Genomic DNA, 26,358 nt, shown 5'->3' with positions numbered 1-26,358 from the left:
GCGGATACAGGAACCATCACCCACGCAACTTGAGCCGCTACCGGATAGTCACGACACTGCCACCAAATAGCCGGTCGCAACATGGAACCTCTCGAAGCTGTCGGCAGCGACCAGGGCTTAAAGCACGGGCTCCTTGAGCCTTAGGTTGATCGGCGGATCGGCGGCTATAGACGCACCGTTGCTCAGGCATAGGTGGCCTTGGATTCTCATCCGCCTTTCTGGACTATGCCGTCGCAGTGATGGCTTTGTCGACATGATGGGACTCGTCGCCAACCAGCTCGCAGCGGTTTTCTTTAGCGAATACCATTCGGTCTTTCCGCTACTGGGAATGTCCAATAAGTCATTAACCCTGTAAACATGACAGTGTCATCCTACGGCACACTGTACGGCACCGGGACCGCCTTAGTATACAAATCCAAGAAACGCTGCATCGCGTAACGGTCCTGCACATACCGGATCCCCTCCTCAGCTTCGCGTTCAAAAACGGAGTAGTCGCGACACCGCAAAACGTAATCCCGCATAGCGTCGAGACTATCGAAAATGTACTTGTTAGGGTACATGTACTCTGCTCCCGCCCAAGGGCGGAGTATCGTAATATTGCCGGCTGCGAACCCCTCAGCAGCTGCGACGTGAGAGCCTTCGGCATCGCTTAAGGAGAGGACAAACCCCTTGTCTGCTAGCTCAGTCTTGGTATCCACCCAACCGACGAATCGCACTGCAGATTCTAGCCCGTTAACCCGGACAAACCGCTCACACTCGGCGAAATACTCGCGCTCTGCGGGATCATTGTACACCCACCCTAGCTCTTCCGGACGCTTGCCATACACGGTCAAAGTGTACCTACTATCAATTGCCCTTAATGATTTCAAGAGCTCTAGCGCACGGCGGTAACCTTTCCGAATCGGGATGCTGCCGACCATTACCAAGTTAAACACCTTATTCACATCATCAGAGCGTTCGTACTTCTCAGATTCGATGTAGTTCGGGATATAGGTTACCTTTTCCCGATCGAAGCCAAACACACGCTGAGTTTCCTCGAACATCGCAGGTGCGATGGTGATGATTCGGTCAACGTTCTCACGGTCAAGTTCGTTGCCATAGTTTTTCGAAGTTTCGAACCTATGTAACCTAATAGTGAGCGACTGCCTCGGCCGTTTGTTCTTAGAGTACCAGACAGCGTTTCCAAGCATCCATTCACAATGGATCGCATCAGCCCAGTCGAGTAGTCGCGTGCTCTGCTTTTCGTCGTGAGCTTCGTGGCCCTTCCATTCGTCGATACGAACCTGGTAATAGCGCTCAAGCTCTGGCACCGAGGGAAGAATGAACCGGAGATCAGGACCAGCAATCAACAACCGAATCTTGATCGCCTCGAGGAACTTCTCGAACTCCCCATCGATAATGAATTGGCAAATCTCCGCAAAACGAGACCCATAGGTAAACTGGCCAACTGCCTCAGCGTGGTCAGCAAAAAATTCGCGCAGGCTTTCAAACTGCGATCGAGAAAACCCACCAGTGTTAAAGCGGATCATATTCTGGATTGCTGCTGAAAGTGCAACTTGACCGCGCAGTGCAAAATAGTCGATCCCGAGGTTTCCAAGGATCTCAGAAGATAACCTCCATGCGCGCACGTGATTCGACAACTCGCGGTCTTGGTACTGCTGTGTGCTCGACTCGTTCCCGCTTTTAACAGCGACATGGTACACAAAGTCTGGCTCATCCGAGTATTCAACCTTGCCGTAACTCAACGCTCTGTATAGGTAGATGGCGTCTTCCGCCAAACGTAGATCAGTAGGCCACTCCATATCGTGCCGCAGCAAGAAATCACGCCGGTAAAGGGAACAGACGGTAGTGCTATGTTCACGAACTATTGTCACCGCACGTTCGTGAGCCGAGGTAAGCTTGTCCCACCCGTTTATACGGTTCATTACTACCCGCTCGCGTCCATTATCGCGGATCAGTGGCGCACGCACAGCGTCGGCACCAGTGGCTTTCGCTATCGCGATCTCTGCTAGAACACCGCTTGGTAGGATTTCGTCGTCTGGGTCAAGGTGAAATACAAACTCCCCGGTAGAGATTCCCAAGCCGGTGTTGCGAGGGACCGAAGGGGTCCCAGTATTCTCCGCTAGCCTGAATGTCTTTACCCACGGGCGGGTGGCTGCAAATTCCAGGATCTTTGCATAGGTACCGTCCGTCGAACAGTCGTCAACAAAGACTATCTCGATGCTCTCCAACTGTTTGTAGAGTTCGTCCAGGGAATCAAAACACTTTGATATTTTTGACGAGACATTAAAACTTGGAATAATTACCGAAAGTGTGGTCACGACACAGTCCTTTATACGTTATAGACGGTAGCTGGGGTCCCGGATGCAAGGTGCCGAAGAAAAGCGGCCAAATTAGCAGGTTGCACGAACACCGCAGTGAAGTGCTGGCGTTGACTGAATGTATACTTCCGAGCTCCTTCTACGCCCACTGCATCGAAGTCGGTGATCACCACAGGAAGATCGGAGTACTGAACATGGTTGCGTGCCGCCACAAACGTGGCCGAGTCAATGGAAGAACTCCGCAAAATATTTAGTCTGACCAGTAGCGCGTCGGTACTTCCACTAAATAGTTCAAACATTTCCGTCTCACCGTTGAGCAGAAGCGGCTCGTACACAACGCGAACGCCATCACGGTTGTATTCCGTTAATGCGTCTGCATACTCCAAATTCGTCAACCCTGATCCCAGCAATAGAACCTTCGCGCCGAGCCACTGCCCCATATCACGCAAGATCGAAAACGCTTCCCCAGCTTCCTCAACAGAGTTAACGCGCACTACGATCGGATATTCCTCTACAGTAGCAGCATGGGGGATACCACTGACCTGCAATATCTTTTCGAACCTCTTGCGATATGTGTGCTGCGAGAGGACTAACTCTAGATTTTCCTGACGGGCTCGTTCTAGCTCTTGTTGCGTAAGCTTCGAAAGTCCGTTCGGGTCGCGGTCAAGGTAGAGGACGTTGGAACCGAAAATCGCATCGACGCCCTCCGAGTAGTTCGAGATCACGTAGGTATTACATGCCATCAACTCGAAGATGCGGCGAGCGAACATCGTCGGGCTCTTTGTCACTGTGTTGATCGTAATACCAATTTCTGATTCTTTATATACATCACCCATCTGATCCCCTGCGACAGCGGCATTCAACGCAGATTGGAAGCGCTCGGGAAACTCGTGGCTTGGGTCATCGGACTCGTAAAAGCGGTCATATATCTTCAGCGTGCGGCCGGAGTTACGCACTGAGTCGAAAATCTGCCCCATTTTCTCACTACGCCCAGCATGGTTCGAGTACCAGCCACCAGCGAAAATAACATCATCTGAGCGGATTTGCTTCTCAACGGGATTAAACAGTCGAGGTTGCACAGCGAAGGGCAACACATGCACACTGCGGTGCCCATAATCTTCACTATATCTGTCAACACAATCGGCATCAGTAGTGAATATATGATCAAACTTGAGAGCGGTGTCTACGAAGTTGTGTTTCTTGTCCTCGTAATGGGCTGGATCTTCCTTGTTCCAGAACACCGTCGGTATGCCCCGTTGGTTACAGTAGTCCAAGATCTTGAGCAACTCTCCACGGTTCTCGGAACTGAAGTTTTCAGATGCGTAAACGCGTCCCTTCCAAGGGCGCAACGCTGAGTCGGCTCCACTCCAAGCCGACTCACAAAGAAACAGGTCTGGTTGGAACTGATCCAGCGCTTCTTTCCAGCCAGAGTACGGTAGCTCGATCAAGTCGCATTCAAATTTGAAGGAGTTGTGGGAAAACTCATCCAGGATCGCCGCAACTTTCACATCACGTGGATCACGCTTGGCTAAAGCTACGGAATCCATGCCATGCAATACCACACGTACAAAATTTCGTAACTCAGCTTCACCCGCCCAACTGTACAGCGACAGTCGTAATTTACTTGCATGTGAGGGCAAAGCGACGACTACCTTATTCTCGCTACTCACACCATTTGTGGCAAGGTAACGAAAACTTCCGTACTTGTCGGACTGGCTGGGGAGGCACCGAAAATCAATTTCTTGCCCGTTAGCATCCAGCGCCGCCGCAACGACAATGGCGGCCTTCTGGTTCGGCAAGGCTTCACGGGTGCACAAAGTGAAGTCGCACACTGCACTGGTATGGTTGTTAAGTTCAATGTCGATCGTAATGGGCGACTTGCTCAAGCGTACCGACTCGTAGGGGGCAAAAACCTTATCCACTGCGTATTCTAGGTCTGTCACGGTATCCCCAGGTTTTACGGATTGCTCGCGACTCAATAGTTCCGGCGAATTCCCGACCCGTGATGACTTATGAGCTGCGGACTGGGCTGGTTTACCAGTCTCGACCTGTGCTGTAGTCGCAACTTCGGAACCGTTGGCTGCATGAATACGCTCCACACGCGCCACTAGCTGATCAGCATGCCGGGTTAATGCCCCCAGCAGTTCCTGATCGTCTTTTTTAGTCGCCTGCAGTGATGCGATGGCACGATTCACTCGCTGATTCTGGCGCTCCGAGCGAATTGCCGCCAGCAAAAGCGCTCCCCCGAGTGCGCCAAAAGCAACTGCGCCACTGCCAAGTAGTAGTCCGATCCGACCGGTGGTTAAAAATCCAACAAGGGCAAACACGCCGAAGAAGGTGGCGCAGGTTAACGCCGTCCCGACGACCACAAACAAGATCGGTTTCTTCATGTCACTTCAACTCCGAATAGTTTCTTTCACCTGTTTTGCAATATACGACCGCTTCGCCAGACCATGAAACGAAGCACTACAACGAAAGTCACACTTCGTTATGGCAGCGCATCACTAGGCACAATAGTCACTCAAAAGAATAGTCGGTTTTTGGTAAGCTTCTCTCAACTGGTCCAAATGTTCCCAAGCCGGCGCTTTATCGTCCTTGCCCATCAGTCTGGCCCACTCATGATATTCGGGCGAAACTGATTCCGTCGGCCCATCCGCCACTACTTCACCCTCATGGATCCAAATACAACGCTCGCACAGCTGCTCAACCGTACCGATTGCGTGGGAGACCAGGAATAGGTTGCCAGCACGCCCGATCACCCCGCCGATCCGCTCTTCTGCCTTTGCGGCGAACGCCGCGTCACCAGTGGAAAGTGCTTCGTCTATAAGCAGAATCTCTGGCTCTACCGCAGTCGAAATTGCAAAACTCAAGCGCGCTCCCATGCCTGAGGAATAGGTAGACATTGGACGCTTAATGGCCTCACCAAGCTCAGTCCATTGCGCAATCTCGATTACCTGTTCTTGTGCTTGCGCCGGACTCATCCCCAGAGCAAGGCACCCAAGAAGTATATTTTGTTCACCTGTCAAGTCTCCCTGCAACGCCGGAGAAACCCCCAGTAGCATCGGCTTAGATCGCACACGAATTAGTCCAGAAGTGACTTCCTCTCCTCCAGAAATCAAACGCAGCAGTGTGGACTTACCAGATCCATTTAACCCTATAATCCCAATGGTTTCTCCCGCCTTTGCGACGAAAGACACACCTTTCAGCGCGTCTACCCGCATCCGAGCCCGAAGAAATGTGGTCTTACGAAAATCTTCGGAAGTACCACGACCAATCAAGTAAGTTTTGCACACATTATCAACAACGACAGTTGGAGAATCTACAACTAGTTCTGAGGTACTAGGTAAGCCGGACATATTTTTCCTCTGCACGCCAAAAATACACCAAACCGATGACGAAGATTCCGAATGTCCACGCAAAGAGCACAAGCCACTCCTGCCCTGCCGGGGGAATCCCATACAGCACGCTGCCTCGAATCACATCCAAAAACTGATACCCCGGATTAAACGTCATAATCGTATGCAGCAAATGGTGGTCAACGAAACGATCAATTGAAAACATCACACCGGAAAGAAAGAACCAAGCTTGACCAAAAAAGTTGATCAACGCTCTTGTATCAGGTACTTCGGCAGTTAAGCGTGCTGAAATGAACATAATCCCACAGCCAAAGATATGGATCATTATGAATAGAGGTACAACAGCCAAGATTGAAAGATGGAGAGGCTGGCCAAACTGAAATGCCAATGCAACGACAACCGCGATAGTAGCCGGCAATATATTGTCGATTAAATGTCGGAGCCCATGAGCTAGCACAAGCGTGGCTCGAGGAAACTGGAACGTTTGCACCATGCCACGCGAGTTCCTAATGAGCATTACGCCCTGGGACATCAAGGCTACCGGCATTCGCATAAAAATAACGCCGAGGATTAAAAACCCAACAAAGTTATCGATGCCTCGAGAAGTCTTTAGAATTAACCCAAACAGCAAGCCATAAAATGCGACGTCCATGACCGGTTGCAGAATCAGCCACAACCGCCACATCCGATAATCCTTCGTAGTACGTAACGCCTTAAAACGCGCGTCGGTAACAATGAAGTGCCGTCGCTCCCATAGCTCAAGGCAGTATTGCCAAAACGGGGGACGCGCCTGTAGCGGCTGAAGCTTACCAGCAGCAACGCGTATAACTACCTGCCCATCAGCCATGATGCTTCCTCTCTTTCCTAGCGCAGCGTTCTTATCATACGTGCCAACTCCCGAGCAGCGCCCGAGGCATCATCTAGATTAGACTTATACTCGGTTGCGTATCCATCTAAGGGTGAACCCGGCTCTACCACTGCCCAGATCGGGACACCCGCACCAGCATAATCGGATACTTTTGACGGCAAGAACGGATTGCATGCGTAGCGAGAACGCCTCGTGTCGGCGTCCACCACCAGTAAAACATCACACTGCGTTGCTGCATTTAGAAATTCTAAATATGGCAGGACCCCATACGCTTCTACAGCTATGGAAGTGCCATTTCGCGCGATATACTCATAAACAGCCTCCGGATGCTTCGTAAACACATGCAGCACTATCTCGTGCTTGCCTGTGTCTAGCGCACTTGCAGCAGCCAGTAACTCCTTCAGTCCTCTATTCTCATAAAAGCTTCCGAAATAACCGATGTTTAACGCACCGGCGCGACGATTTACCCTTGCAGGTACAGCGCTATATGCCGTTTCCGGTGGCTGCGGCTGGGGAGCGATCACAGCTTTTCCCCGTACGAATTCCTGCAGTGCTCCAGGATAAGGTGCTACCACGGCCTCGAGCTGGTTTACGTTACTGAAACTCAATGTGTCGGCTAGCACAAATGTAGCAAGCTCAGTAAGCGCAAAGTGAGAACCAATCGGCAGCGCACCCCAGCCAGCCTGCTTAATCGCTCGTCGTAACTTCACCGCTACCCGATGGCGGGAAATCTCACCCTCACGGAAATTACCCTCCGCATCAAAACACAATGGGTCTGAAAACTCCGCTTCCCAATGAACAGCCGGATGCTTTAACTTGTACAAGCACCCCGCAACATGCGAGCCAGTCCACAGCGCTCTGGAATACACGGATTCGTACGAACCTTTCGCCCTGCGCACGGCAGCCTGGGCGAAACGAGCAATAAGGTTCCACGAGGCAAATGAAGGATACACCTCAACCACACTTCGGCCCACCAGCCATGGTTCCACGATTGCCATGCTGGATGGATCTGTCTGGCGTACCGGGGACATATCGGCACAGATGACATCCACTAACTGCTCTCGCTCTGCAATTCGCTTAGCCACCACGTTCGCCGCAGGATCAGCAAATGGCGGGAAGCAGAAGGCAAACACAAGGTGATGAGGTTTTTTGGCATCAATACTGGACCACGGAAGACCGTGCACCCCCCGAGACAGTGCGGCGCTGGCCACATTTGCCCGTTTCTCCGGCTGACGCTCCAAGTAATCAGCCACAAACGTAAACTGCGAACGCACCAAGGAATCAATTGCCTCCCGCTGCGGTCCATCCACCGAAATACTCTGTAAAGCAGCTATTACATCAAGGCGCTGCTCAACTGAGAAATCAAAGCTTTGTCCTTTACGAGAAACCGAATCCGAGCGCATGCGGCGAAGATATGCAGTGGCGTTAAACGATGACGGAACGGCAATTTTTAACTCCGGGTGTTGGAGCAGCTGTGCGAAAAAAGCGACATCCTCGCCAGAACGTAAAGATTGATCGTAACGGTACCGTTCCAAATAACGCGCAGGCACCAATTTGCATGCATTAAAACCAAGCGCCCATGGAGCGAGCGCTAAAGGCACGCATTGCCCACGCATCCCAGCAATACGCGTATATAACAGCCCACGAAGGAGCTCGGCTGCTTTGCCATCGGGTTGCGGATGCTCGTCTAATATTGGCAGAAGCGCAATTGTCTCCGCATCCACTGTAGCTAGCCCCGTGGCGAGGAACTCCGGCTGCAGCGAATCATCATCATCTAGGAATGTCACATACGAAAAACGCACTGCTGCTAGGCCTGCGTTTCGTGCCGAACTTGCGCCCGCTTCAGGTACATGAAAAACACGCATGCTTATGCTGCTTCTCGCTTGCCAATTACGCAAAACGCTCAATGAGCCATCGTCCGCACCATTGTGCACAACGATGACTTCCCACTCTGTCACGGGCAGCGTCTGTGCCTCGAGAGAAGCGAGAACGCGAGGCAGACGATCGACTCCCTTATAGGTTGGAACGATGATGCTCACGCCCGGTTGGTAAGCTCTCATCGAAACCTCTCAAGCATCTTGTAGGACACATGTACGGCCCAGTGCGGCAAAAATTTCTTTACCGGCTTCGCCTGCTTAACTGCTTTCGCAATTAATACTGCTCGCAATGAGAACTCATTGAGTGTGCCTTGCGCAGCGGCAACCACTCGCTGCTCATCCGCCTGGACCCCACCTTCCAGAAGCATCCCAAACAACTCCCGAATATCTTCGCTCCCTCGGTCCTCTGGAGTACTGTTAGTCAAGTAAAACTTCACCCAGGAATCGTCAACCTCACAACCCAAAATCGCCCAAGCATCGTCCACAGTGAAAACTTCAACTACCAATGACGGCTGACTCTTGTCCACCCAAACCTCAACACAGTCTGCTCCTGCGTTATTATGTGAATCCAGCACCCGTTCAATAGCTTCTCGTTCTCCGTTGACCACAATCATCCGTGAGTATCCCACCACTGCAGCCAGATCAATGAGCGCAACGTCCTGCGTGATCATACTGCCGTTTTCGATGAGGGATAAGTCAACTTGGTCCTCCAAGTTCTTGATCACTACAAAGCAGTTGCCATATTCCTTCGAACGATACTGTTCTAGCTGTGGATCTAACTTAGTCAAGGATCTAATCCGCACTGAAACCACCGACCTGATAAATCAGCTCTAGGAAGTTCCGTGGAGCGATTTCCTCCCGCTGGTATTTCACCCATTCGCGCGCTTTTACGCCACGATGCAGGAGCTTTTTATTCTTGGCCAGCCTCGCCCACAGATGCGCTAGCGCCTCTGGATTGTTCGGTTCAACCAAATCACCCGCTTCGAGGTCGCCGATTAGTCTTGCTGTCTCACCTTGTACCACTCCGCTAATGTGTATTTGATTCTCCATCAGCTCATACGTCTTCGATGGAATTGCAGCCCGTAGGGACTCCCAGCTAGTTAAGTGCACCAAAGCTGTGTCAGCCCATTGGTAGTAGGAGTCTAGTTCCTCTAAGGATTTTTGGTGATCGAGCTGCAGACGTACGCCCAGTTGATCTGCTGTTTCTCGTAGAGAGTCCCAGGTGGCACCGTCGCCCACGAAATGTAAATCAACTTGCACCCCCTGTTTTTGAGCAAGTGCTGCCGCTCTGAGAGCATTCTCTAGCTTTTGTGCTCGTCCTAGCGTACCAGCATAGAGTACTCGCAACCTTGCGTTGGATCCTGCGGTAACGACTTCCTGGTTGCCCTGCTGCTTCATCGCTGGAGGAAAGACGTTGCGGACTGTCGCAACTGGCGTTGAAAGATCCTCCTGCAATTGAAGGGACAAGCATTCCGAGGTCGTAATGATGCCAGACGCATGCCGCAACGCAATAGTAATGGCTCGCTCGGCGATAGAAACCAACAGTTGAAAAGGACCACGTGAAAAAACACGTTCGCGGATCGAAGGTTCACCGGTTCCCGCATTCCAATCAGCGCTTTCGCGGAATAATGCCGGCCAGGCATCCCGTAGATCAATCACATAGGGCACACCAAAACGTCGAGATGCTAGGTAAGTTACAACTGCAGTCGGTAACGCGGGCACTGTCCCAATCACCAAATCTGGCTTGTAGGAGCGTAAAGCCCCCTGCTTCCTCACAACTCCTATGCTCATGGCAACGGCCGTCCACGCCTGATTGAAAATGCGGTGCGTCATCGACCTGCCGGAAGGGAAATAACCACTTCGCAGCACGCACTCACCATTCGGACCCTGGACTTGTTGAAATGAAGTCTTGTACCCCTTTGCCTCAACCCAGCTTCGCATGGAGACCTTCCGCTTATAGTGCGGGGGCGGAGCTACGACTACTACCTCATGGCCAGCGTCAAGCAGAATTTTAGTAAGCCACTCCCATCTACGCTGCGGCACCCCATTTTCCGGATGCCAGTATTGGGAAAGTACAAGGACTTTCACGCGTGCCTTACCTCCACACAATACAATGGCAACACTGATGATTCTGCGAAAAAACTAGAAAAATCGAGCGGCTTCTTGTAATCAAAACACTTTAAGAGAGTCTAGCAGCGACAGCGCGAATGACGGAATCTGTCCGGCCTTGTCCCAGGAGTTGCACCATTACCTTTCTTACCTTTGGCTGGAGCCAACGCCCGACAGAAAAAAGCTGTTTCTTAACTTCTGCACGTCGTGAAATACGCCGCGCCGTCGCCAGTTCGACTTCATTCAACACAGCTCGGTTTGCATTGTGCACACAAGAAACCGACGCAACAGAGATATCCCTCGCTTCTTCAACCAATGGAACAACTCTGGCTTTACGCACCGTCACGCCATCAGCCAAATACACACTTGCCATCGCCCGAAATCTGCCGGGTTTAATATCGAAGTATTTAAAATGTCCGATGGCTGAATTCGGTGACGTTGCCACTCCAATGACAGAAGATGCCTTAGCCACTCTACCTAAGCGTCGGGTTAGCTCCAAAGATAAGGCTACTGGATGCGCGCGCAGCCCGTCAGCCGCCTCTCCCTCGAGAATGACAGTCACTCCCGAGGCTCCTCCTTCAAGCGCAAACTCCCACCCGTTATCGAGTGATTTATCTACGGCAAATGTAGAAGTGGAACTATCTCCGAGAATAATGTCGCTAACCGCTGGAAAGTTCTCCCGGATCACCTGCGGAGAAGACACAGCTGGAAACCTATCCATATTCGCAAGCAATAGCGGAAGCATATTTTCCTGCCTGTGGCGCAGCAGGTTGTCTTGCCCTTCATGATTGGAACGAAGGTACCCAATTTGACGAGCATCCAATATCACCGGGGCATAGCGATCAGATTTATCGTGAGGTCCCGCGATTGGGGCAATTATTTTTTTATCGTCACCAACCTGGCAAACGTACAGTAACCCCATCGAATTCATTGGCATGTGTGCTTCACGAAAATTAAAATATTGCCCACCGTCCATCACAGCCTCGATACCTAGCGGTAGACTAACCGCAGTGCCTACAAATCGCTCATTAACATAGCGCGCCATTGCTGTAAAGTACTGCTTTGCCAGTACGTCATCATCATCAAGCCTGTATCTTCCGTAAACGCCAGAAACGTTGGCTTGAATATATGCATCAATCTCACCCGCGCCACTGGCCCCATCAGGCAGTTTCAACAACTTCAAAATAGGATAACGCCGCGCGGTACGCTCCAATGAAGTTTGATATTTTTCCGGGAGTGATTCCGAGTAAGTAACAAAGTGAACAACATTGTGCCCTTCTGCCGCACTTGCTAGCGCAGGTGCTGTCAGATTAGTAAAAATATAATCTCGAAAATCAAGTCGCAGAGGGTCATAAAGATACCGTTTATACTGCGCATCGGGGAGGACCTGATCCTCTCCCGCTGGCGATGCCGCTCCAGCACTTGCCCGCCAAGCTGCTGAGCGTGGAATATAGAGGCTATACCGTGTCTGACCAATGAAGTAAGGATTCATACGCGTAATATTAGCTGCTTCAAGTAGGAACTAGCTCGTACACCAATCCTAGGAGATCTGTTGGCATCCAAGTATCTGCATAATCGCAACTTTGAACGCTATGCTGAGCTCTCTCAAGGCGTCGTAATGCACCACGCAGGCTTGCAAGCTTTTCTGAAAGCTCCTGCAAAAGCTGGCATCTCGACAATTGCTTTCCCACAAACCACCCTCGATCTGATGCTCTTGCAACGCAATTCCCCTACGCTCACCATAATTTTCCACGCGGCAGCAGATCCCGCTCAGGTCACACTACCTCTATTCGTTGGCCAACACCTTGCGGAAGACCTCGATTCCTCAGTTCTTTTTGTGTCGGAACCAGCCCTCGAGCTCGGGGCCCCAATCGGTTGGTATGCAGGCTGTAAGACCGGACCTCGACAAAGTGACTTCCAGGATATTTTTGAGCATATCCAATCAAGTATCGGAGCGACGTCGTTAATTTTTTATGGCTGCTCAGCAGGAGGATTTGCTTCGCTTTACTATTCACACCAAACCCCTGGATCCCTGGCCATTGCAGTAAACCCCCAGACTGACATTCAAAAATATCACTCTGACAAAGTCGCTACTTTCACCGAAAAATGTTGGCCCGGTGGTTTCCCTTCATCTCAAGACGCTCACACAAATATGGTGCAACTATATGAGGCACCCTTTGCAAATCATGTTCTCTACGTCCAGAACATTGACGACCAATTTCACCGCAGCAACCACTTTGATCCCTGGTATTCAGAGTTTAAAGCTGGCATTGGGCACGACTGGGCTTTTCTTTTTGGAAACTGGGGAAAGGGACACACAGCTCCACCTGCATTCTTACAATCTGTAATTCTCAAGTATGCAGTAGCGCTGCGAGAAGACTGGCCAACTCTTATGCGCGATCCCGAGTTTAACCAATTGCCAAATCCGTAGGCACCAGTCAGTGCCCAGCGGTAAACTCCGCAACCCGTTCACCAACGCCAACTAGCTCCGCCACCGCCGCTACCGCGCGTTTAGCGGCGTGACCATCACCGTACGGATTGACCGCGTTTGCCATTGCATCATAAGCAGCGGGCTGATCAAGCAGGTTCCTTGCCTCTGCCACAATCCGCTTGCGGTCAGTTCCCACCAGCTTCACGGTACCTGCGACCACTGCCTCAGGGCGTTCCGTATTCTCTCGCATCACCAGGACTGGTTTCCCCAAGGAAGGAGCCTCCTCCTGGACCCCGCCGGAGTCGGTTAGTACTAGGTAGGCACGGTTCAGCAATGCGGTGAACTGATCGTATGGGAGAGGATCCGTAATGATGACGTTCGCCAAGCTCTCCACCTCGGGGAGTACCGCATCGCGGACCCTTGGGTTGAGGTGAAGCGGAAGCGCAAACACAAAATCGGGATACGCCTTCGCCAGGTCCTGCACGGCTTCGCCAATTTCTGCCATTGCATCGAGGTTTTCTCGACGATGAGTCGTGACTAGAATTACCTTTTGATCGCAATTTTGCAGCGCCTGCAAGCGCTGATCGTCAAAGCTGACATCCCATTCTTTAGCGGTCAGCAGGGCATCAATCACTGTGTTGCCGGTGACTACAATGTCTTTGCTTCGGAAGTTTTCTCTCCTGAGATTCTCTTTTGATTGCTCAGTCGGCGCGAGGTGAAGACTTGCGAGCTGCCCGATGATCTTGCGGTTCGCCTCTTCAGGGAATGGGGAGAAGATGTTGCCAGTCCGGAGGCCTGCTTCAAGGTGGACAATCTTCACACCGCGATGGAAACCCGCAAGAGCAGCAACCATTGCGGTAGATGTATCTCCCTGCGAAATAATCACATCCGGCTGTTCTTCCTCAATGATTGGGTCCAAGCCCTGAATCGCGCGGGAAACCAGCTCATTCAAGCTCTGCCCCGGCTTCATCAGTCCCATGTCGTGATCGGGCTCAATGCCGAAGCGTTTGTTCACCTGCTCCAGCATCTCGCGGTGCTGGCCGGTGGAAACAACGATGGATGCAAACCTGTCATCTTCCTCCAGCTCCTTAATGACTGGGGCAACCTTGATCGCCTCCGGGCGCGTGCCGTAGACGGTCATTACTTTAGGTTTGTGAGAAGACACGATTCCTCGCAGCCGGGTCAGTTTCTAGATACTTCTATTTAAACTACCGCATCGACCGCGATGACGTTGTCTCAGCATGCCTCATCAGTATTGTGGTAGCCATGTACCAATTTGTTGTCGGAGCAGCCGCCGGGTACGTGTTCGGCACGAAGGCCGGCCGCAAGCGTTACCACCAGATTGTCAACGCCACCCAAGCGGCGATGAACTCGCCTGTGACCAAGCAGGTGGTGGAGTCCACCCGCAAGGCCATCGCGAACAAGATCGACCCGGAACCGCGCATGCGCGAGGTGAAGGACCTGCGTAAAGGTCGCACACTGCGGGGGAAGAAGAACCCGGAGCTCGAGGATCAGATCCTCGAGCCCGACGAGGACTAGTCTGCGAGCAGTCCTGCGACAATCCCGTCGAGAATGTCCTTCTCGCTGATGATGAAAGAGGACGCACCAGCTTCTCGCTCGAAGGCGTCCATCAGCTCCTCCACGACTGTCGATCCGGACCCAATCACGTCCGCTCGCCCGGGGTGCATCGGTCCATATTCGAGGCGCTGCTTAGAGGTGCGGACGCGCAGATCCGCGGTGGCCTCTCGCATGCGGTCGAAAGGAATCTCCGACATGTGGATGCGCTCCGGGTCGTAGGAGTCAAGCCCTTGCGCCAGCGCCGAGAGCGTAGTGAAAGTACCCGCACAGCCTACGAACGTGCTCGCCTGAGCAAAGGGGACGGCCTCAGCTGCTTCCGCGATGCGCTCCCGGATATAGGTACGGGCTGCCGCCGTTTCCTCTTCGGTCGGCGGGTCGGTACGCATGAAGCGCTCCGTGACGCGCACACACCCCATCTGAGTGGATCGCGCTCCCTGCTCCATGACGAATTCGGTTGAGCCGCCGCCGAGGTCGATGACGCAGAAAGGGCCACGGGCCGGGTCGATGTCAGCGGTGGCTCCCCGGAACGATAGGTGCGCTTCTTCGTCGCCGGAGATCACCTCAGCCTGCGCACCCGGCTGGATCTGGCCGAGGAGCTCGCGGGTCATGGCGAAGAATTCTTCACGGTTCTCCGCGTCGCGTGTCGCTGACGTGGCGACCATGCGTACACACTCCACGCCCTCGGCGCGCATGCGTTCGGTGTAAGCGTCAAGCGCCTGGCGGGTCCGCTCGATTGCCTCCGGGTTAAAGCGGCCGGTCTCGTCCACGCCCTGGCCGAGTCGGACGATGGTGTTCTCGCGCGTGATCTCGGAAAGCGTGCCGTCGGCTTCTCGGCGGGTAATGAGCAGGCGGATGGAGTTGGTGCCGCAGTCGACAGCAGCGACGGTCAGCGGGGCTGTCATGCAAGCCCCTCCCCTGCTTCGTCGAGGGCGATACCGAGATCCTCGAGCGAGGGCCAATCCGCTGGAATTGCGGTGCCACGCAAGTTGCCGTGCTCGGCCGCAAGGGCAACGGCCTCGTCACCGAAACGGACGCGGCTCGGGCCTTCGGCGAGGGCGTAGGCGATGAGGACGTGGAGGCACTTGACTCGCTCCGGCATCCCGCCGCCGGAGAAATCGGTGCCCAGGTCCTCGATGGCGTTGCGCTCGGCAAGGTAGTGCTCGTGCGCAGCGAGGTAGTCCTTGCGCAGTGCTTCGCCGCTTTCGGAGTCCTCGTTAAGCCGGGACTCCATCCACTTCATCACCTGGGCGACTTCGAGTCGGGACGCTTCGGCGGTGAGGCGTGGGTCTGTGAGGTAGTAGAGGGTGGGGAATGGCGTGCCGTCGTCAAGCTTTGGAGCGGTCTTGAGCACGGCGGGCTGGCCGTCGGGCGTGCGGTAGGCGATCGCGAGCACGCCGCGGGGTACGCGGCCGAGCTGGTCGGCGACTGTGGCGAGATCCTCCGGGGTGGGTGATTCATGTTGCATGAGCCATATTGTGGCACAGGGCGGGGTGGGACAAAGTCAGAGTCACCCTAAGGCCAGCTTTAACCGCTGCGATGTGCTGGCGGATTCCGGCACAACAGGGACAGCTCGAATGGCCTTGCCCACCGTGTCCTTAGCCAGCAAGCTTTTGACCGTGGATCGCCGTCCGGCGGTCTACTGCGTATCTCGGCAAGCTGAGGTGCCGCCTAGGGCACAAAACGCAAAGGGGCACTAACCCCCGGAGCAAAGGAGTTCTCGGCCTGAAGCCTTACTCCCATTCGGGAACCCAGCTGTATCCTTCTGGGGTTGGTGCCCGCGCAAAAGCTTACTGCGTTGAATCTGGGTTCGGGGCGTCGGCCAGAGACTGTGGTGCTTCCGGTGCTTCTTGCTCAGGCGAGTCCGCGGGGACGGGCGCGGGTGCCGGTTTCTCCGGTTCCGGGAGCTCGCGGAGTGAATCCCACATGACTTCGCTCCAGGAGCGCTCGTCGGGAACCTCGTCGGTGGTGATGGACGGGCTGTGGGACATCCGCGGGTCGATGATGCGCCATGCAGACTCCCCTTCCGCCATCACACCGAGGCGGCGGCGCGCCTCCTGCTCCACGTAGGCGGGGTCCTCGTACTTGGCAATGTCCTCTTCTAACTCCGCCTTGCGGCGCTCGAGCTGCTCGATGGAGGACTGCGCGCGGGCAATCTCGGCGCGTCCCTCGTAGTAGTTGCGCAGCGGGACGGCGATGGCGATGAGGACGGCGATCACCAGGGCGATCAAGATCGCGGTGCTGGTGATGTCCTGCTGGAACATCGCAGGCAGGCGGCGTTTCTTCGCCGTTGCCTTGGCAGCGCGTTGGTCCTTGCCGCGCTCGCGGGAGGCCACCGGAACGGTGCGGGGCGTTTTGCCTCGCCCGCGTTTCCGGTTGCGTGACTGCGATGCGCGTGGGGACATAGTGGTAATTGAGTTTAGCCCGTCGGGTAGCCCGGGTGCGAAGGCGCGCGGGCAGGCGTTCGGGTTCAGCTGGCACGCTCCGCTAAGCGATCGTGATGCCCAGCTGTGGTGCAAGCGCGATGCCGGCCGCGAGAATTGCCAGCAGCGCCACGATGACGGCAACTGCGGTCCCTGCGGTGCTGCTCCCCTCTTCGGTCGCTACTTTCGTCGGAGGTGCCGGCTTTTCGCTTTGTACGCGCTTGAGCTCCACGTTGGCTTGGTCAAGCGCTGCTTGTGCGTCCACGCGTGCAGACTGACGTGCAGCCAGTTCTTCCTCCTGGCGCTCCACAGTGGCAGTGGATTCCTTGACCGCGGCGTTAGCATCGGCGACGGCCTGCTCGAAAGGCTCGCGTGGGGTGGCCTTCGCGTTTTCGAGTGCCGCGGTGGCGTCATCGAGTGCAGTCCGCTCGCTGCTCAATGCTCCCTCGGCGCGACCGGCCGTGTCCTGTGCGTCTCGCAGGCGTGCGGCGGTGTCGGTTGCGTGTTGGTTGGCGGATGCGGCAGCGTCGATAAGCTGCTTGAGCGATGCCTGACGCTCCGGCATCAATTCGTTGATCTTTTCCGTGTAGGCATCCACCAGTGCGATGTAGGCGTTGAGCGCCTTGATCTCTTCGTCGTAATCAACGGGCGTGACGCGCGAGTCCAGTGCGGTGGACTTGTCCCGCGACTTGTCCAGGCCAGAAGTATTCACCAGAGCGTAGGAAGGCTCTTCGCCGGGGTTGTACTCCGGGTTAGTCAGCCGCTTGGCCCGCATCACCTCGATCGCGCCGTGAGGCAGGTAAAACGGTTCGCCACTTGCCTTCGCTTTGGTGGTCATGCCGTCTTCGGAGTAGAACGCACCATTTTTCAGGCGCGTGTCCTCGATGAAGAACATGGTGGTAGCGTAAACGCGGCCGTCGTGAGCAACCTCGATGCCAACCGCCATGCCCTGGGAGGTCGGCGAAAGCATGTTCTTATTATGACCAGAGGACTCACGCCAGCCATCGAAGAGTTTGTAGGGCATGTTGTGCCACGAATTGCGATCCCAGGTTACGGGGTCGGACTGCCAGTCGTCGACAAAGTTGTACATGATGTTTTCGCCCGAATGACCCCAGGTCTCGCCGTCAGAGTGACGGAACGACTCTTTGCTGCCTGTGGTGTCATAATCCCACACCATCTGGCGCGACCACGCCTCCGCCTGCGCCCGGTACACCGGGTGCGTAACAAGCTCATGCAAACCGTGCGCACGACGGTATTGGTTAATCATCTCTTCAACTGCCTGGGCAGTGAGCCGTTTCCAGTCGTCCTGGGAGTAGTCCGCCCCCGTCTCGTCGCGACGCTTGGTCTCTGCGAGCGCATTCGTGGCGTTCTCGCGCTCCTGTGCAAACTTGCGCAGGGCATCTTCGGTGTCGTCCACGAGTTGCTGCTGCTCGTCGCGCTTGGCAACCGCCTCAGCGAGCTCGGAGTCTGCAGCATCTTGAGCGGCGCGTGCGTCGCTGACGGACTGGTTAGCTTCGCGCAGGGTGCGCTCCGCTTCCGCGACAGCGTTCTTCGCGTCCTGCTGCGCCGCCTCAAGTGCAGCTATGTCGAGCTTGGCGAGTTCGGCCTTCGCCTGCGCGTGCTGTGTTTTAGCCGCTTCGAGGTCCTCTAATGCGGTATCCACTTGCTCGCGTTGGGAGTCCTCTGCGGACTGTGCCTCTGCCAGCTTCGCCTCTGCCTCGGTGACAGCCTGTTCCGCGGCACTGACGCGCTCTTGCCACACGGCGAGCTCATCCTCGTAGGACTGCGGGGATGTCTCCGCAGGCTCAGTGTCAGTGTTGATGCTGGCGGTGGCAGTTGCCGTTACCGGCTCTTGGGCGAGCGCGTGCGGGGCCGGGGTAAGCGCGAGGGTAAGCGACGTTGCCGTAGCAATAGCGACAAGGGTGCGGGAGTACACGGTAGTGGGCCTTTCTGGGCACGAGGAATGACACGGGACGCGTCATACGCAAGTGTATCGCGTTATACACAGAAAGCCCCAAGGGTCGCCCAAGAATTCTGCAAGAAAGTGCAGGCATGCGAGCACCCCTTCGCCGCGGCGCGGGGCCGGGCGAAGGGGGCGTCGACAAGCAGGTGCTTACTTGAAGCGCGGGAAGGCGGAGCGGCCCGCGTAAACGGCAGCGTCGTCAAGCTCCTGCTCGATGCGCAGCAGCTGGTTGTACTTGGCCACGCGCTCGGAACGAGCCGGGGCACCCGTCTTGATCTGGCCGCAGCCAAGCGCGACGGCGAGGTCGGCGATGGTGGTGTCCTCGGTCTCGCCGGAACGGTGCGACATCATGGTGCGGTAGCCGTTGCGGTGCGCGAGGTCGACCGCGTCGAAGGTCTCGGTGAGCGTACCGATCTGGTTGACCTTGACCAGCAGGGCGTTGGCGGCCTTCTCCTCGATGCCGCGGGCGAGGCGCTCCGGGTTCGTGACGAAGAAGTCGTCGCCGACAATCTGGACCTTGTCGCCAATAGCGGCGGTGAGCTTGGTGTAGCCCTCCCAGTCGTCCTCCTGCAGCGGGTCCTCGATGGAGACGATCGGGTACTCGTTGATCAGCTCCTCGTAAACCTTGGCCATGTCCTCGGCGGAGTGCTCGCCGCCCTCGAACTTGTACACGCCGTCCTCGAAGAACTCGGAGGAGGCGACGTCGAGCGCCAGGGCGATGTCCTCGCCCGGCTTCAGGCCAGCCTTTTCGATAGCCTCGACGATGAGGTCGAGCGCAGCCTTGGTGGACTCGACGGACGGAGCGAAGCCGCCCTCGTCGCCCAGGCCGGTGGACAGGCCTTTGTCCTTAATGACGGCCTTGAGCGCGTGGTAGACCTCAGTGCCCTGACGCAGTGCCTCGGAGAAGGTCTCAGCACCGATCGGGGCGATCATGAACTCCTGGACGTCCACGCCGGAGTCTGCGTGGGAGCCGCCGTTGAGAATGTTCATCATCGGCACCGGCAGGATGTGCGCGTTCGGGCCGCCGATGTAGCGGTACAGCGGCAGGCCGGCGGACTCCGCGGCAGCCTTCGCCGCAGCGATGGACACGCCCAGGATGGCGTTAGCGCCCAGGCGGGACTTGTTGTCGGTGCCATCCAGCTCGATCATGGCCTGGTCGATCAGACGCTGGTCGTCCGCCTCGATGCCGGCGATGGCGTCAGCGATCTCCTCGTTGACGTTCTCCACTGCCTTCTGCACGCCCTTGCCCAGGTAGCGGTCGCCGCCGTCGCGCAGCTCGTGCGCCTCGTGCACACCCGTCGACGCGCCGGAGGGCACACCGGCGACACCGTTGGACATGTCGTCCAGCAGCACCTCGGCTTCGACGGTGGGGTTACCGCGGGAATCAAGAATCTCGCGAGCGAAGGCGTGGATAATCATAGCCATTTTTGGACACAACTCCTTTGAAGAGTGAATGGAAGTTTCCAGCCCCCAATTGTTCCAGAACTTCGCCAAAAATGCTCGTGTGTGGTGTGATCTTTTGCGCTAGCGGCGGGCGGGCTGGTTCAGCGCGTAGTTCGCTGCGGCGTCGCGGACCTTGGCCACGTAGTCGTTGGAGTTGTTGTAGCCGAACACGGCGGCGCGCCAGCCCTGCTCGGTGGCCAGGTCTCCGCCCTTTGCGCACAGGAGGTTAGCGGCGGCGAGTGCGGCGTCGTCGATCTGCTGGGGGTTCGGGTAGCCGTCGCCATCCGCGTCGCGACCGTAGTGGTGCCATGACTCCGGGATGAACTGCATGGGGCCCAAAGCGCGGTCGTATACGGTGTCGCCGTCGAGTGCCCCGCCGTCGGTGTCGTGGACGGTGGCGAAGTTGCCCGAGCCGTCGAGTGCGGGGCCGATGATGTGGGGATCGGCGATACCCGCGTCGTTGAGCCGGCCCGGGTCGAAGGCGTGGCCGGTATAGGTGCCGTGACGGGTTTCCACCCAGCCGATGCCCGCGAGCGTGTTCCACGTGATGTTGCAGGTGGGCCAGGCTTCGGCGGCGATGAGCGCGGCGTTGCCGTAGGCGCGCACAGCCTGGGGGTCGATGCCAGTGGCGTCTGCGATCGGGGCGGCCCATTCGGTGAGCTGGTCGGCGGTGCGGCCGGGACCGTGGACGTCAATAAGCGGCGGCGCTTGCGCAGCGGCCGGGGGGATCGTGGTGGGGACCGGCTCGCGGGTTTGGCCGGGCAATGGTTCACCAAGGAAGGACAGGACCCACGCCACAAGGGTGATCGCCAAGATGATGGCAAGCATGACTACGAGGAGCCCGGCGCAGCCGCAGCCCCTCGCGATGCGGCGGGGGTTAGTCATGAGGACACAGCTTACCCACGCCGGGTTAGGCGCTGGCGGTGGGTGGAAACAGCCTGTTCGGCTTTCACATCGGTCACTTAATTCACACCTGCCACACCAGTTACGTGTAAAGTGTGGCGCGGACGGTCACGCTTCGTGGCCGACGCTTCCCCAGAACCCATTCGAAAGGACACGAAACCATGAAGCGCATCACCACCGCCCTCGTTGCTGGCGCACTCGCCTTCGGCGCGCTCGCCGCACCCGCCAACGCGCAGACCAACTACGGCGAGCTCCTCCGCGTGCTCAACGGCAACGTGAAGACCATGGACTGCAACGCACTGCGCACCGTCGTCCGCGGCGCTGGCCTGGCGGGCGAGAACACCACCCGCTCCGAGTTCGTGGGCAACGTGAACAAGGCCGTCGGCGAGGATGCCGCGCTGCGCCTTGTTGCTGCGCCGACCGTGAACACGCTGGGCGACCGCGCGCTGGAGTGCGGCATTGTGAAGCCGGACGAGGTCACCCCGCTCAACCAGGCCATCGCCATGAGCTCCCAGATGTCCTCGCAGGCGGGTCTGCCGGAGATCCGCAACCTGATCCCGGCGCTGCCGACGCGCTAAGTCGGAATTACTCGGCCTGCTCGCGGGCCTTGCCCTCGGCCCAGAGGCGCTCCTGCGTCTCTAGGTCGACCAGCCCCGTCGAACCGTCGAAGAAGTACGGGGCACGTACACGCATCTTTTCTACGAACGCCGCCGCGACGTCCGCGAAGTTGAAAGCTTCGCGCTCGGCGGCGATTTCGGCGTGGAAGAGGACTTGCAGGAGGACGTCGGAAAGCTCTTTTTTGAGCTCCTCATCGCTGGCGCCCGACTCGATTGCTTCGGCGAGCTCGGCGCATTCCTCGCGCAGGTAGGGCACGAGTTCCTTGTGAGACATCGAGCGCTCCCACTCGCCCCGGCGGCGGGCCTGTGCCATCACGCGCACGGCCTCGGCGACCGGATCCTGCAGGGAGGGCACGGTGAGGACCTCCTCGCCGGCTGCCGCGCGCTCGCGCACCTGGGGGTCGTCGGGGTCGGTCGTGACAAGCCACGGAGTGCCCACCGTGGAGGCGGGATTGAGCGACCAGCGCACCGAAATGGGCACCTCCGCCGTAAACTCCAGCGGACCCACGAGCCTTTGCGCAACGTCCACCGGCACCATCTGCGGCCACCTAGCATCAAGCACCAACACAGTCATACCCCGCATTGTAAACGCGGGGCGTTGCCACCAACGCGTGCGGACATGCAAGGATAGACGCATGACTATCGCAGAAGCGCTTTCCGCCCAGAAACCGACCGCCGAGGACGTCGCCGCAGCGTCGTCGACCTTCTCCCCCATCCGCTGGAAAACCGGCTGGCCACACCACCTGCGCCGCGTCCCACCCTTCCGCGACGACGCCACCGCGTCGCTGACCCGCCGCGATGTGTTCCTCTTCGCGCAGGACGTGGTGGACTCTGGCTACAACCGCGACCAGATCATCGACTTCCTCGGTGCTGCGTTTGCGTTTGCCGCAGGCCAGACCAATCAGGTCCTGCAGCTGCAGCAGTTCTTGCGCAACAAGCACAACGCGAACCAGCTACTGCAGGCAATCCGTGGGATTGAGGGCAAGGACGCCGTTGGTGCCTACGGCGCGCTCGTGGGGACCGGGCTCGCGCCGAAGTTCGCCTCGCACCTGGCGTACTTCCTCGCAGGGCCGCAGGAGGCCGCAGACGAGAAGCCGGTGATCATCTGCTCCAAGCGCGCCGCCGCGGCCGGGCTGGCAAAGACCGCGGACTGGACGGCAGAGGACTACGCCGAGTACCTCGCCGCGCTGAAGAAGGCGCGCGACGAGTACGACTCGTCGCTGCCGCTGGATGCGGTGGAGTACGCGATCCGCAAGAACGCGGACGCGTAGAGCCTCGCGATATACGGGGGCTGGTTTGCTGCCAGCCCCCATTGTTGACGCGAAACTAGCTGCTCAGGCCCCCGCCGGTGGTGCCGAGGTTGTTGAACTTGTAGCCAATCGCCAGGAAGAAGCCGATCACCGGAGCAAACGGGGCGATCTTTGCGTCAGTGGTGATCGTCCTGGGGTAGCCGGAGAACTCCGTGATCTTCTGATCCTTGACGTAGCACTCCTGTTGCCCGCCCTTGTTGGCTACGCAGAGGATGCGGTCTGAGGGGTAGTCGCCTACCACGCGCACGCCTTGGGCACCGTAGTCGAAGAACTTCGGATCCCCGAACTTGATCACCTTGTAGCTGCGCCAGTAGGAGGCGTAGCCGGGGTCGTAGGGGTAGTCCTTCTCGGGGACGTAGTAGCCGCCGGTCCAGTCGGGGCCGTCGAAGGAGTCGTCCGCGAGCGCGGTGCCGGTGCCGACGACGGAGGTAGCGGAAAGTGTGAGGGCTGCTGAGAGGGCGGCGATGCGGGCCGCGTGCGTCTTCTTAGTCATACTCTAAAAATCTACGCCTGTACGGCTGGCGTTACGGGCGTTGTGATTGTTTTGGTACGAAAATCTGACGCGGGCGTGACGCGCGCTTAGGCTCGCGAAGCGCGGTCGTTGAGCTCCCGGCGCGCCTGCTCGAGTGCTACCAGGTCGGAGAAGAGCGCGTTGTAGGCCTCCGGTTCCTCCGAGGGGCGCATGCGCTCGAGTTGAGATTTTAGCTGCGCGATCTGGTCGCCTACCCGGGTTTCCTGCAGGCGGGAGAGGACAGAGTCGACGTAGCGGTCGATGTCGTCGGCGTGGATTGGCTCGACTGCGAGCTCGGAGACGAAGTTGCGGCCGGCCAAGTCGCGCATCTCGCCGGCGACCGCGGCGAGGAAGTTCGGGCCGTGCTCGGCAGCGGCTGCCAGGCCGCCGGCGTTGCCGATGGCTTCGCGGACTTGGCGGTAGGCGTCGTTGGTAAACGCGTCCGGGTTGATGCCCTCGAAATACGTACCGGCCTTGTCCGGGTACTGCAGCGCGACCTTGAGCGCTTCGCGCTGCGGCCACAGGATCGGGTCCCGCGGGTTCGGCGGCTGCAGCGCGGGCGGTTGGCCGGGTGCCACGGTTTCTGTATCGCGCTTGACCGCGACGCGGCGCTGGTCCTTCTTCGGGCGCTTCGCCTCGGCGCGTACCTGGTCGAGGACTTCGTCCGGGTTTGGCCAGCCCACCCAGCCAGCCAATCTGCGCGCGTATTCCTTTTGCAGGACTTGATCTTCGATGGCGGCGACGACGGGCACGGTGCGTCGTAAAGCTTGCACCCGGCCTTCAGCGGAATCGAGCGAGTAGTCCTTGAGCAGCGACTCGATGACGAACTCGAACATGGGCACGCGGTGGGCGACGAGGTCACGCAGGGCCGCATCGCCCTGGGCCAGGCGCAGGTCGCAAGGGTCCATACCCTCGGGCGCGACGGCGACGAAGGACTGGCCGGTGAACTGCTGGTCGCCCTCGAAGGCGCGCATCGCAGCCTTCTGGCCGGCCTCGTCGCCGTCGAAGGTGTAGATGAGCTCGCCGCGGAAGTAGCTGTCGTCGAGCATGTGGCGGCGGATGGCGGCGAGGTGCTCCGCACCGAAGGCGGTACCGCAGGAGGCGACCGCCGTGGTCACGCCCGCGGCGTGCATGGCCATGACGTCGGTGTAGCCCTCCACGATGACGGTCTGGTGTCGCTCGGAAATGTTGCGCTTGGCCAGATCCAGCCCGAAGAGCACCTTGGACTTGTGGTAGAGCAAGGTGTCCTGGGTGTTCATGTACTTGCCCATGGGGTCATCGTCGAAAAGCTTGCGGGCGCCGAAGCCGATCGTGTTGCCGGCGGCGTCCTTGATCGGCCAGATCAGGCGGCGGCGGAACTTGTCGATGGGGCCGCGGCGGCCCATGGAGGAGATGCCGGCGTCGATAAGCTCTTGCACCTCGAAGCCGCGGCGAAGCAGGTGCTTGGTGAGTGTGTCCCAGCCGTCGGGCGCGTAGCCGCACTCGAAGCGGTAGATGAGCTCCTTGTCGAAGCCGCGCTCCAGCAGGAAGTTGCGGCCCGGCTCCGCCTCAGGGGTTTCGAGCTGCTCGCGGTAGAACTCGTGCGCCGCCTTGTTGGCAGCGAGCAGGCGCTTGCGGGTGCCCGGCTTGACGTCGCGCGCGCCCGTGGAACCGCCCTGGTAATTGATGTGGTAGCCGATCGTGTCGGCGACCGCCTCCACCGCCTCCGGGAAGGTCAGCTGCTCCAACTCCATGAGGAAGTTGAAGACATCGCCACCCTTGCCCGTGGAAAAGCAGTGGTAGTAGCCGCGGGCTGGGCGGACGTGGAAACTCGGGGTCTTCTCGTCCTTGAATGGGCTGAGTCCCTTCAGCGAGTCGTGCCCGGCGGGCTTGAGCTGGACATACTCGCCGACGATCTCTTCAATCGCCGCGCGCTCGCGGATCGCCTCGATATCGCTTTCCGGAATCCTGCCCCTTGCCATGCGCCCAATCGTAGTGTGCAACAATGCGTGGCGTGAAAAAGCTCGTCGTCGCCCTCGCCGGCCTCTGCAGCGCGTGCGCGTTTGTTGATGCGCCTGTCTCTGATTCTGTTCCTGCCTGCGACAACCTGCCCGCGGAGGCGCGAGACACCATCTCGCTCGTGCAAGAAGGTGGGCCATACCCCTACCCCGACAACGACAACGCGCGCTTCGGCAACTACGAAGGCGTGCTGCCCGACGAGGAGCTCGGCTACTACCACGAGTACACCGTGGACACGCCTGGGCTGTCGCACCGGGGCGCGCGGCGTATCGTCACTGGCGGCGGAGACGACCCAGAGGTGTGGTACTACACCGACGACCACTACGAATCCTTCTGCGAGGTGACCGATGTATAGAACAGGACACGGCCGAAGCCGTAACCCGGTACTCCTGACGGCGCCGGTGGCAAGCGTCGCCGACGTGTGCGCCGCGCTTTCCGTGGCCGTGTTCGGGAGGGAGCGGCCGGCGCCGACGAACCTCGACGGACTCGCGGATCTCTTGCGCGAGGCGCACCCGGCGCGCGTGGTCGCCTGCGACTGGCAGCTGCCCGCGGACGAGACGCGGAAAGTCGTGGCGGTGTTTCGGGACAACCGCGTGGAGCTGGTGCGGTAGGGCGGTTTGTGCGCTGATGACTGTTTTTGATTTTGACGAAAA

24 protein-coding genes are annotated in these 26,358 nt (G+C 57.7%); 6 read left to right on the top strand and 18 right to left on the bottom strand.

The annotated features are described in order from the left end of the window. Positions 1 to 371: 371 nt before the first annotated feature. From HMPREF2550_RS06535 to HMPREF2550_RS11845, 8 genes are all read right to left on the bottom strand, one after another. Entirely contained in the window at positions 372 to 2,321 is a 1,950-nt protein-coding gene (locus tag HMPREF2550_RS06535; protein ID WP_070790401.1) for a glycosyltransferase, read from the bottom strand. Between the two features lie 11 nt (positions 2,322 to 2,332). Continuing rightward, a complete protein-coding gene (locus HMPREF2550_RS11860; protein WP_083319814.1) occupies positions 2,333 to 4,711 on the bottom strand; it encodes a CgeB family protein in 2,379 nt (792 codons plus the stop codon). A gap of 114 nt (positions 4,712 to 4,825) precedes the next feature. Next, entirely contained in the window at positions 4,826 to 5,677 is an 852-nt protein-coding gene (locus HMPREF2550_RS11855; protein WP_168167691.1) for an ABC transporter ATP-binding protein, read from the bottom strand. After that, positions 5,661 to 6,524, bottom strand: a complete 864-nt coding sequence (locus HMPREF2550_RS06520) for an ABC transporter permease (RefSeq protein WP_083319812.1) — start codon at positions 6,522 to 6,524, stop codon at positions 5,661 to 5,663. Before HMPREF2550_RS06520 ends, HMPREF2550_RS11855 begins: the two co-directional genes overlap by 17 nt. Positions 6,525 to 6,541: 17 nt before the next feature. Beyond that, the gene (locus HMPREF2550_RS11850) at positions 6,542 to 8,584 is read right to left on the bottom strand and encodes a glycosyltransferase (RefSeq protein ID WP_168167690.1); all 2,043 of its coding nucleotides are present in this window, start codon (positions 8,582 to 8,584) and stop codon (positions 6,542 to 6,544) included. Between the two features lie 17 nt (positions 8,585 to 8,601). Continuing rightward, positions 8,602 to 9,210 (bottom strand): hypothetical protein, encoded by a 609-nt coding sequence (locus HMPREF2550_RS06515; RefSeq protein ID WP_141760540.1) that lies wholly within the window; start codon positions 9,208 to 9,210, stop codon positions 8,602 to 8,604. 4 nt (positions 9,211 to 9,214) lie between these two features. Next, a complete protein-coding gene (locus HMPREF2550_RS06510) occupies positions 9,215 to 10,465 on the bottom strand; it encodes a glycosyltransferase family 4 protein (protein ID WP_246819776.1) in 1,251 nt (416 codons plus the stop codon). A gap of 136 nt (positions 10,466 to 10,601) precedes the next feature. Continuing rightward, complete coding sequence (locus tag HMPREF2550_RS11845; protein WP_083319810.1) at positions 10,602 to 12,023, bottom strand: glycosyltransferase; 1,422 nt, start codon at positions 12,021 to 12,023, stop codon at positions 10,602 to 10,604. Between the two features lie 60 nt (positions 12,024 to 12,083). Between HMPREF2550_RS11845 and HMPREF2550_RS12080 the strand changes: the two genes are divergently transcribed. Further along, positions 12,084 to 12,962 (top strand): hypothetical protein, encoded by an 879-nt coding sequence (locus HMPREF2550_RS12080; RefSeq protein WP_141760539.1) that lies wholly within the window; start codon positions 12,084 to 12,086, stop codon positions 12,960 to 12,962. A gap of 7 nt (positions 12,963 to 12,969) precedes the next feature. On the opposite strand, the gene wecB is transcribed toward HMPREF2550_RS12080, so the two are convergent. Next, on the bottom strand, positions 12,970 to 14,103 hold the full coding sequence (gene wecB, locus HMPREF2550_RS06500; protein WP_070790395.1) for a non-hydrolyzing UDP-N-acetylglucosamine 2-epimerase: 1,134 nt from the start codon (positions 14,101 to 14,103) through the stop codon (positions 12,970 to 12,972). Between the two features lie 125 nt (positions 14,104 to 14,228). On the opposite strand from wecB, the gene HMPREF2550_RS06495 reads away from it, so the two are divergent. Beyond that, positions 14,229 to 14,501, top strand: coding sequence for a hypothetical protein (locus tag HMPREF2550_RS06495; RefSeq protein WP_070790394.1), 273 nt, complete (start codon positions 14,229 to 14,231; stop codon positions 14,499 to 14,501). Here HMPREF2550_RS06495 and HMPREF2550_RS06490 read toward each other — a convergent pair. The 6 genes from HMPREF2550_RS06490 to HMPREF2550_RS06465 form a co-directional block, all read right to left on the bottom strand. Further along, on the bottom strand, positions 14,498 to 15,442 hold the full coding sequence (locus HMPREF2550_RS06490) for a Ppx/GppA phosphatase family protein (RefSeq protein ID WP_070790393.1): 945 nt from the start codon (positions 15,440 to 15,442) through the stop codon (positions 14,498 to 14,500). The genes HMPREF2550_RS06495 and HMPREF2550_RS06490 overlap by 4 nt on opposite strands. Continuing rightward, positions 15,439 to 16,005, bottom strand: a complete 567-nt coding sequence (locus HMPREF2550_RS06485) for a DUF501 domain-containing protein (protein WP_070790392.1) — start codon at positions 16,003 to 16,005, stop codon at positions 15,439 to 15,441. Before HMPREF2550_RS06485 ends, HMPREF2550_RS06490 begins: the two co-directional genes overlap by 4 nt. A gap of 322 nt (positions 16,006 to 16,327) precedes the next feature. Further along, the gene (locus HMPREF2550_RS06480; RefSeq protein ID WP_070790391.1) at positions 16,328 to 16,942 is read right to left on the bottom strand and encodes an FtsB family cell division protein; all 615 of its coding nucleotides are present in this window, start codon (positions 16,940 to 16,942) and stop codon (positions 16,328 to 16,330) included. 82 nt (positions 16,943 to 17,024) lie between these two features. Then, positions 17,025 to 18,896, bottom strand: coding sequence for a CAP domain-containing protein (locus HMPREF2550_RS06475; RefSeq protein ID WP_070790390.1), 1,872 nt, complete (start codon positions 18,894 to 18,896; stop codon positions 17,025 to 17,027). Positions 18,897 to 19,073: 177 nt separating this feature from the next. Next, complete coding sequence (gene eno / locus HMPREF2550_RS06470; protein WP_070790389.1) at positions 19,074 to 20,348, bottom strand: phosphopyruvate hydratase; 1,275 nt, start codon at positions 20,346 to 20,348, stop codon at positions 19,074 to 19,076. A gap of 99 nt (positions 20,349 to 20,447) precedes the next feature. Next, complete coding sequence (locus HMPREF2550_RS06465; protein ID WP_070790388.1) at positions 20,448 to 21,251, bottom strand: lytic murein transglycosylase; 804 nt, start codon at positions 21,249 to 21,251, stop codon at positions 20,448 to 20,450. Between the two features lie 179 nt (positions 21,252 to 21,430). Between HMPREF2550_RS06465 and HMPREF2550_RS06460 the strand changes: the two genes are divergently transcribed. Beyond that, positions 21,431 to 21,847, top strand: coding sequence for a hypothetical protein (locus tag HMPREF2550_RS06460; RefSeq protein ID WP_070790387.1), 417 nt, complete (start codon positions 21,431 to 21,433; stop codon positions 21,845 to 21,847). A 7-nt stretch (positions 21,848 to 21,854) separates the two neighbouring features. Here HMPREF2550_RS06460 and HMPREF2550_RS06455 read toward each other — a convergent pair whose 3' ends face one another. Next, on the bottom strand, positions 21,855 to 22,460 hold the full coding sequence (locus HMPREF2550_RS06455) for a MazG nucleotide pyrophosphohydrolase domain-containing protein (RefSeq protein ID WP_070790386.1): 606 nt from the start codon (positions 22,458 to 22,460) through the stop codon (positions 21,855 to 21,857). Between the two features lie 61 nt (positions 22,461 to 22,521). Between HMPREF2550_RS06455 and HMPREF2550_RS06450 the strand changes: the two genes are divergently transcribed. Further along, on the top strand, positions 22,522 to 23,157 hold the full coding sequence (locus tag HMPREF2550_RS06450) for an 8-oxoguanine DNA glycosylase OGG fold protein (protein ID WP_070790385.1): 636 nt from the start codon (positions 22,522 to 22,524) through the stop codon (positions 23,155 to 23,157). Positions 23,158 to 23,212: 55 nt separating this feature from the next. On the opposite strand, the gene HMPREF2550_RS06445 is transcribed toward HMPREF2550_RS06450, so the two are convergent. Both HMPREF2550_RS06445 and dnaG read right to left on the bottom strand, forming a co-directional pair. Continuing rightward, on the bottom strand, positions 23,213 to 23,689 hold the full coding sequence (locus tag HMPREF2550_RS06445; RefSeq protein WP_070790384.1) for a hypothetical protein: 477 nt from the start codon (positions 23,687 to 23,689) through the stop codon (positions 23,213 to 23,215). 86 nt (positions 23,690 to 23,775) lie between these two features. Further along, a complete protein-coding gene (dnaG, locus tag HMPREF2550_RS06440; protein ID WP_070790383.1) occupies positions 23,776 to 25,668 on the bottom strand; it encodes a DNA primase in 1,893 nt (630 codons plus the stop codon). A 23-nt stretch (positions 25,669 to 25,691) separates the two neighbouring features. On the opposite strand from dnaG, the gene HMPREF2550_RS06435 reads away from it, so the two are divergent. Both HMPREF2550_RS06435 and HMPREF2550_RS06430 read left to right on the top strand, forming a co-directional pair. Beyond that, positions 25,692 to 26,060, top strand: coding sequence for a guanyl-specific ribonuclease (locus tag HMPREF2550_RS06435; RefSeq protein ID WP_083316900.1), 369 nt, complete (start codon positions 25,692 to 25,694; stop codon positions 26,058 to 26,060). Continuing rightward, positions 26,053 to 26,316 (top strand): hypothetical protein, encoded by a 264-nt coding sequence (locus HMPREF2550_RS06430; protein ID WP_070762223.1) that lies wholly within the window; start codon positions 26,053 to 26,055, stop codon positions 26,314 to 26,316. The genes HMPREF2550_RS06435 and HMPREF2550_RS06430 overlap by 8 nt, the downstream gene beginning before the upstream one ends. Positions 26,317 to 26,358: the final 42 nt, after the last annotated feature.

The organism is Corynebacterium sp. HMSC074A01, from assembly GCF_001831515.1.
In the GTDB taxonomy this organism is placed as follows: domain Bacteria; phylum Actinomycetota; class Actinomycetes; order Mycobacteriales; family Mycobacteriaceae; genus Corynebacterium.
This window is presented reverse-complemented; position numbering and strand designations above follow the sequence as displayed.

Bases quoted from the DNA above. Each gene is read 5' to 3' on its own strand.
- HMPREF2550_RS06490 (WP_070790393.1), bottom strand. From the start codon at position 15,442: ATGACAGCCCCGCTGACCGTCGCTGCTGTCGACTGCGGCACCAACTCC.
- HMPREF2550_RS06480 (WP_070790391.1), bottom strand. From the start codon at position 16,942: ATGTCCCCACGCGCATCGCAGTCACGCAACCGGAAACGCGGGCGAGGC.
- HMPREF2550_RS11855 (WP_168167691.1), bottom strand. From the start codon at position 5,677: ATGTCCGGCTTACCTAGTACCTCAGAACTAGTTGTAGATTCTCCAACT.
- eno (WP_070790389.1), bottom strand. From the start codon at position 20,348: ATGGCTATGATTATCCACGCCTTCGCTCGCGAGATTCTTGATTCCCGC.
- HMPREF2550_RS06495 (WP_070790394.1), top strand. From the start codon at position 14,229: ATGTACCAATTTGTTGTCGGAGCAGCCGCCGGGTACGTGTTCGGCACG.
- HMPREF2550_RS06430 (WP_070762223.1), top strand. From the start codon at position 26,053: ATGTATAGAACAGGACACGGCCGAAGCCGTAACCCGGTACTCCTGACG.
- HMPREF2550_RS06485 (WP_070790392.1), bottom strand. From the start codon at position 16,005: ATGCAACATGAATCACCCACCCCGGAGGATCTCGCCACAGTCGCCGAC.
- HMPREF2550_RS06465 (WP_070790388.1), bottom strand. From the start codon at position 21,251: ATGACTAACCCCCGCCGCATCGCGAGGGGCTGCGGCTGCGCCGGGCTC.
- HMPREF2550_RS06460 (WP_070790387.1), top strand. From the start codon at position 21,431: ATGAAGCGCATCACCACCGCCCTCGTTGCTGGCGCACTCGCCTTCGGC.
- HMPREF2550_RS11845 (WP_083319810.1), bottom strand. From the start codon at position 12,023: ATGAATCCTTACTTCATTGGTCAGACACGGTATAGCCTCTATATTCCA.
- dnaG (WP_070790383.1), bottom strand. From the start codon at position 25,668: ATGGCAAGGGGCAGGATTCCGGAAAGCGATATCGAGGCGATCCGCGAG.
- HMPREF2550_RS06445 (WP_070790384.1), bottom strand. From the start codon at position 23,689: ATGACTAAGAAGACGCACGCGGCCCGCATCGCCGCCCTCTCAGCAGCC.
- HMPREF2550_RS06435 (WP_083316900.1), top strand. From the start codon at position 25,692: ATGCGTGGCGTGAAAAAGCTCGTCGTCGCCCTCGCCGGCCTCTGCAGC.
- wecB (WP_070790395.1), bottom strand. From the start codon at position 14,103: ATGACCGTCTACGGCACGCGCCCGGAGGCGATCAAGGTTGCCCCAGTC.
- HMPREF2550_RS06455 (WP_070790386.1), bottom strand. From the start codon at position 22,460: ATGACTGTGTTGGTGCTTGATGCTAGGTGGCCGCAGATGGTGCCGGTG.
- HMPREF2550_RS06520 (WP_083319812.1), bottom strand. From the start codon at position 6,524: ATGGCTGATGGGCAGGTAGTTATACGCGTTGCTGCTGGTAAGCTTCAG.
- HMPREF2550_RS06450 (WP_070790385.1), top strand. From the start codon at position 22,522: ATGACTATCGCAGAAGCGCTTTCCGCCCAGAAACCGACCGCCGAGGAC.
- HMPREF2550_RS11860 (WP_083319814.1), bottom strand. From the start codon at position 4,711: ATGAAGAAACCGATCTTGTTTGTGGTCGTCGGGACGGCGTTAACCTGC.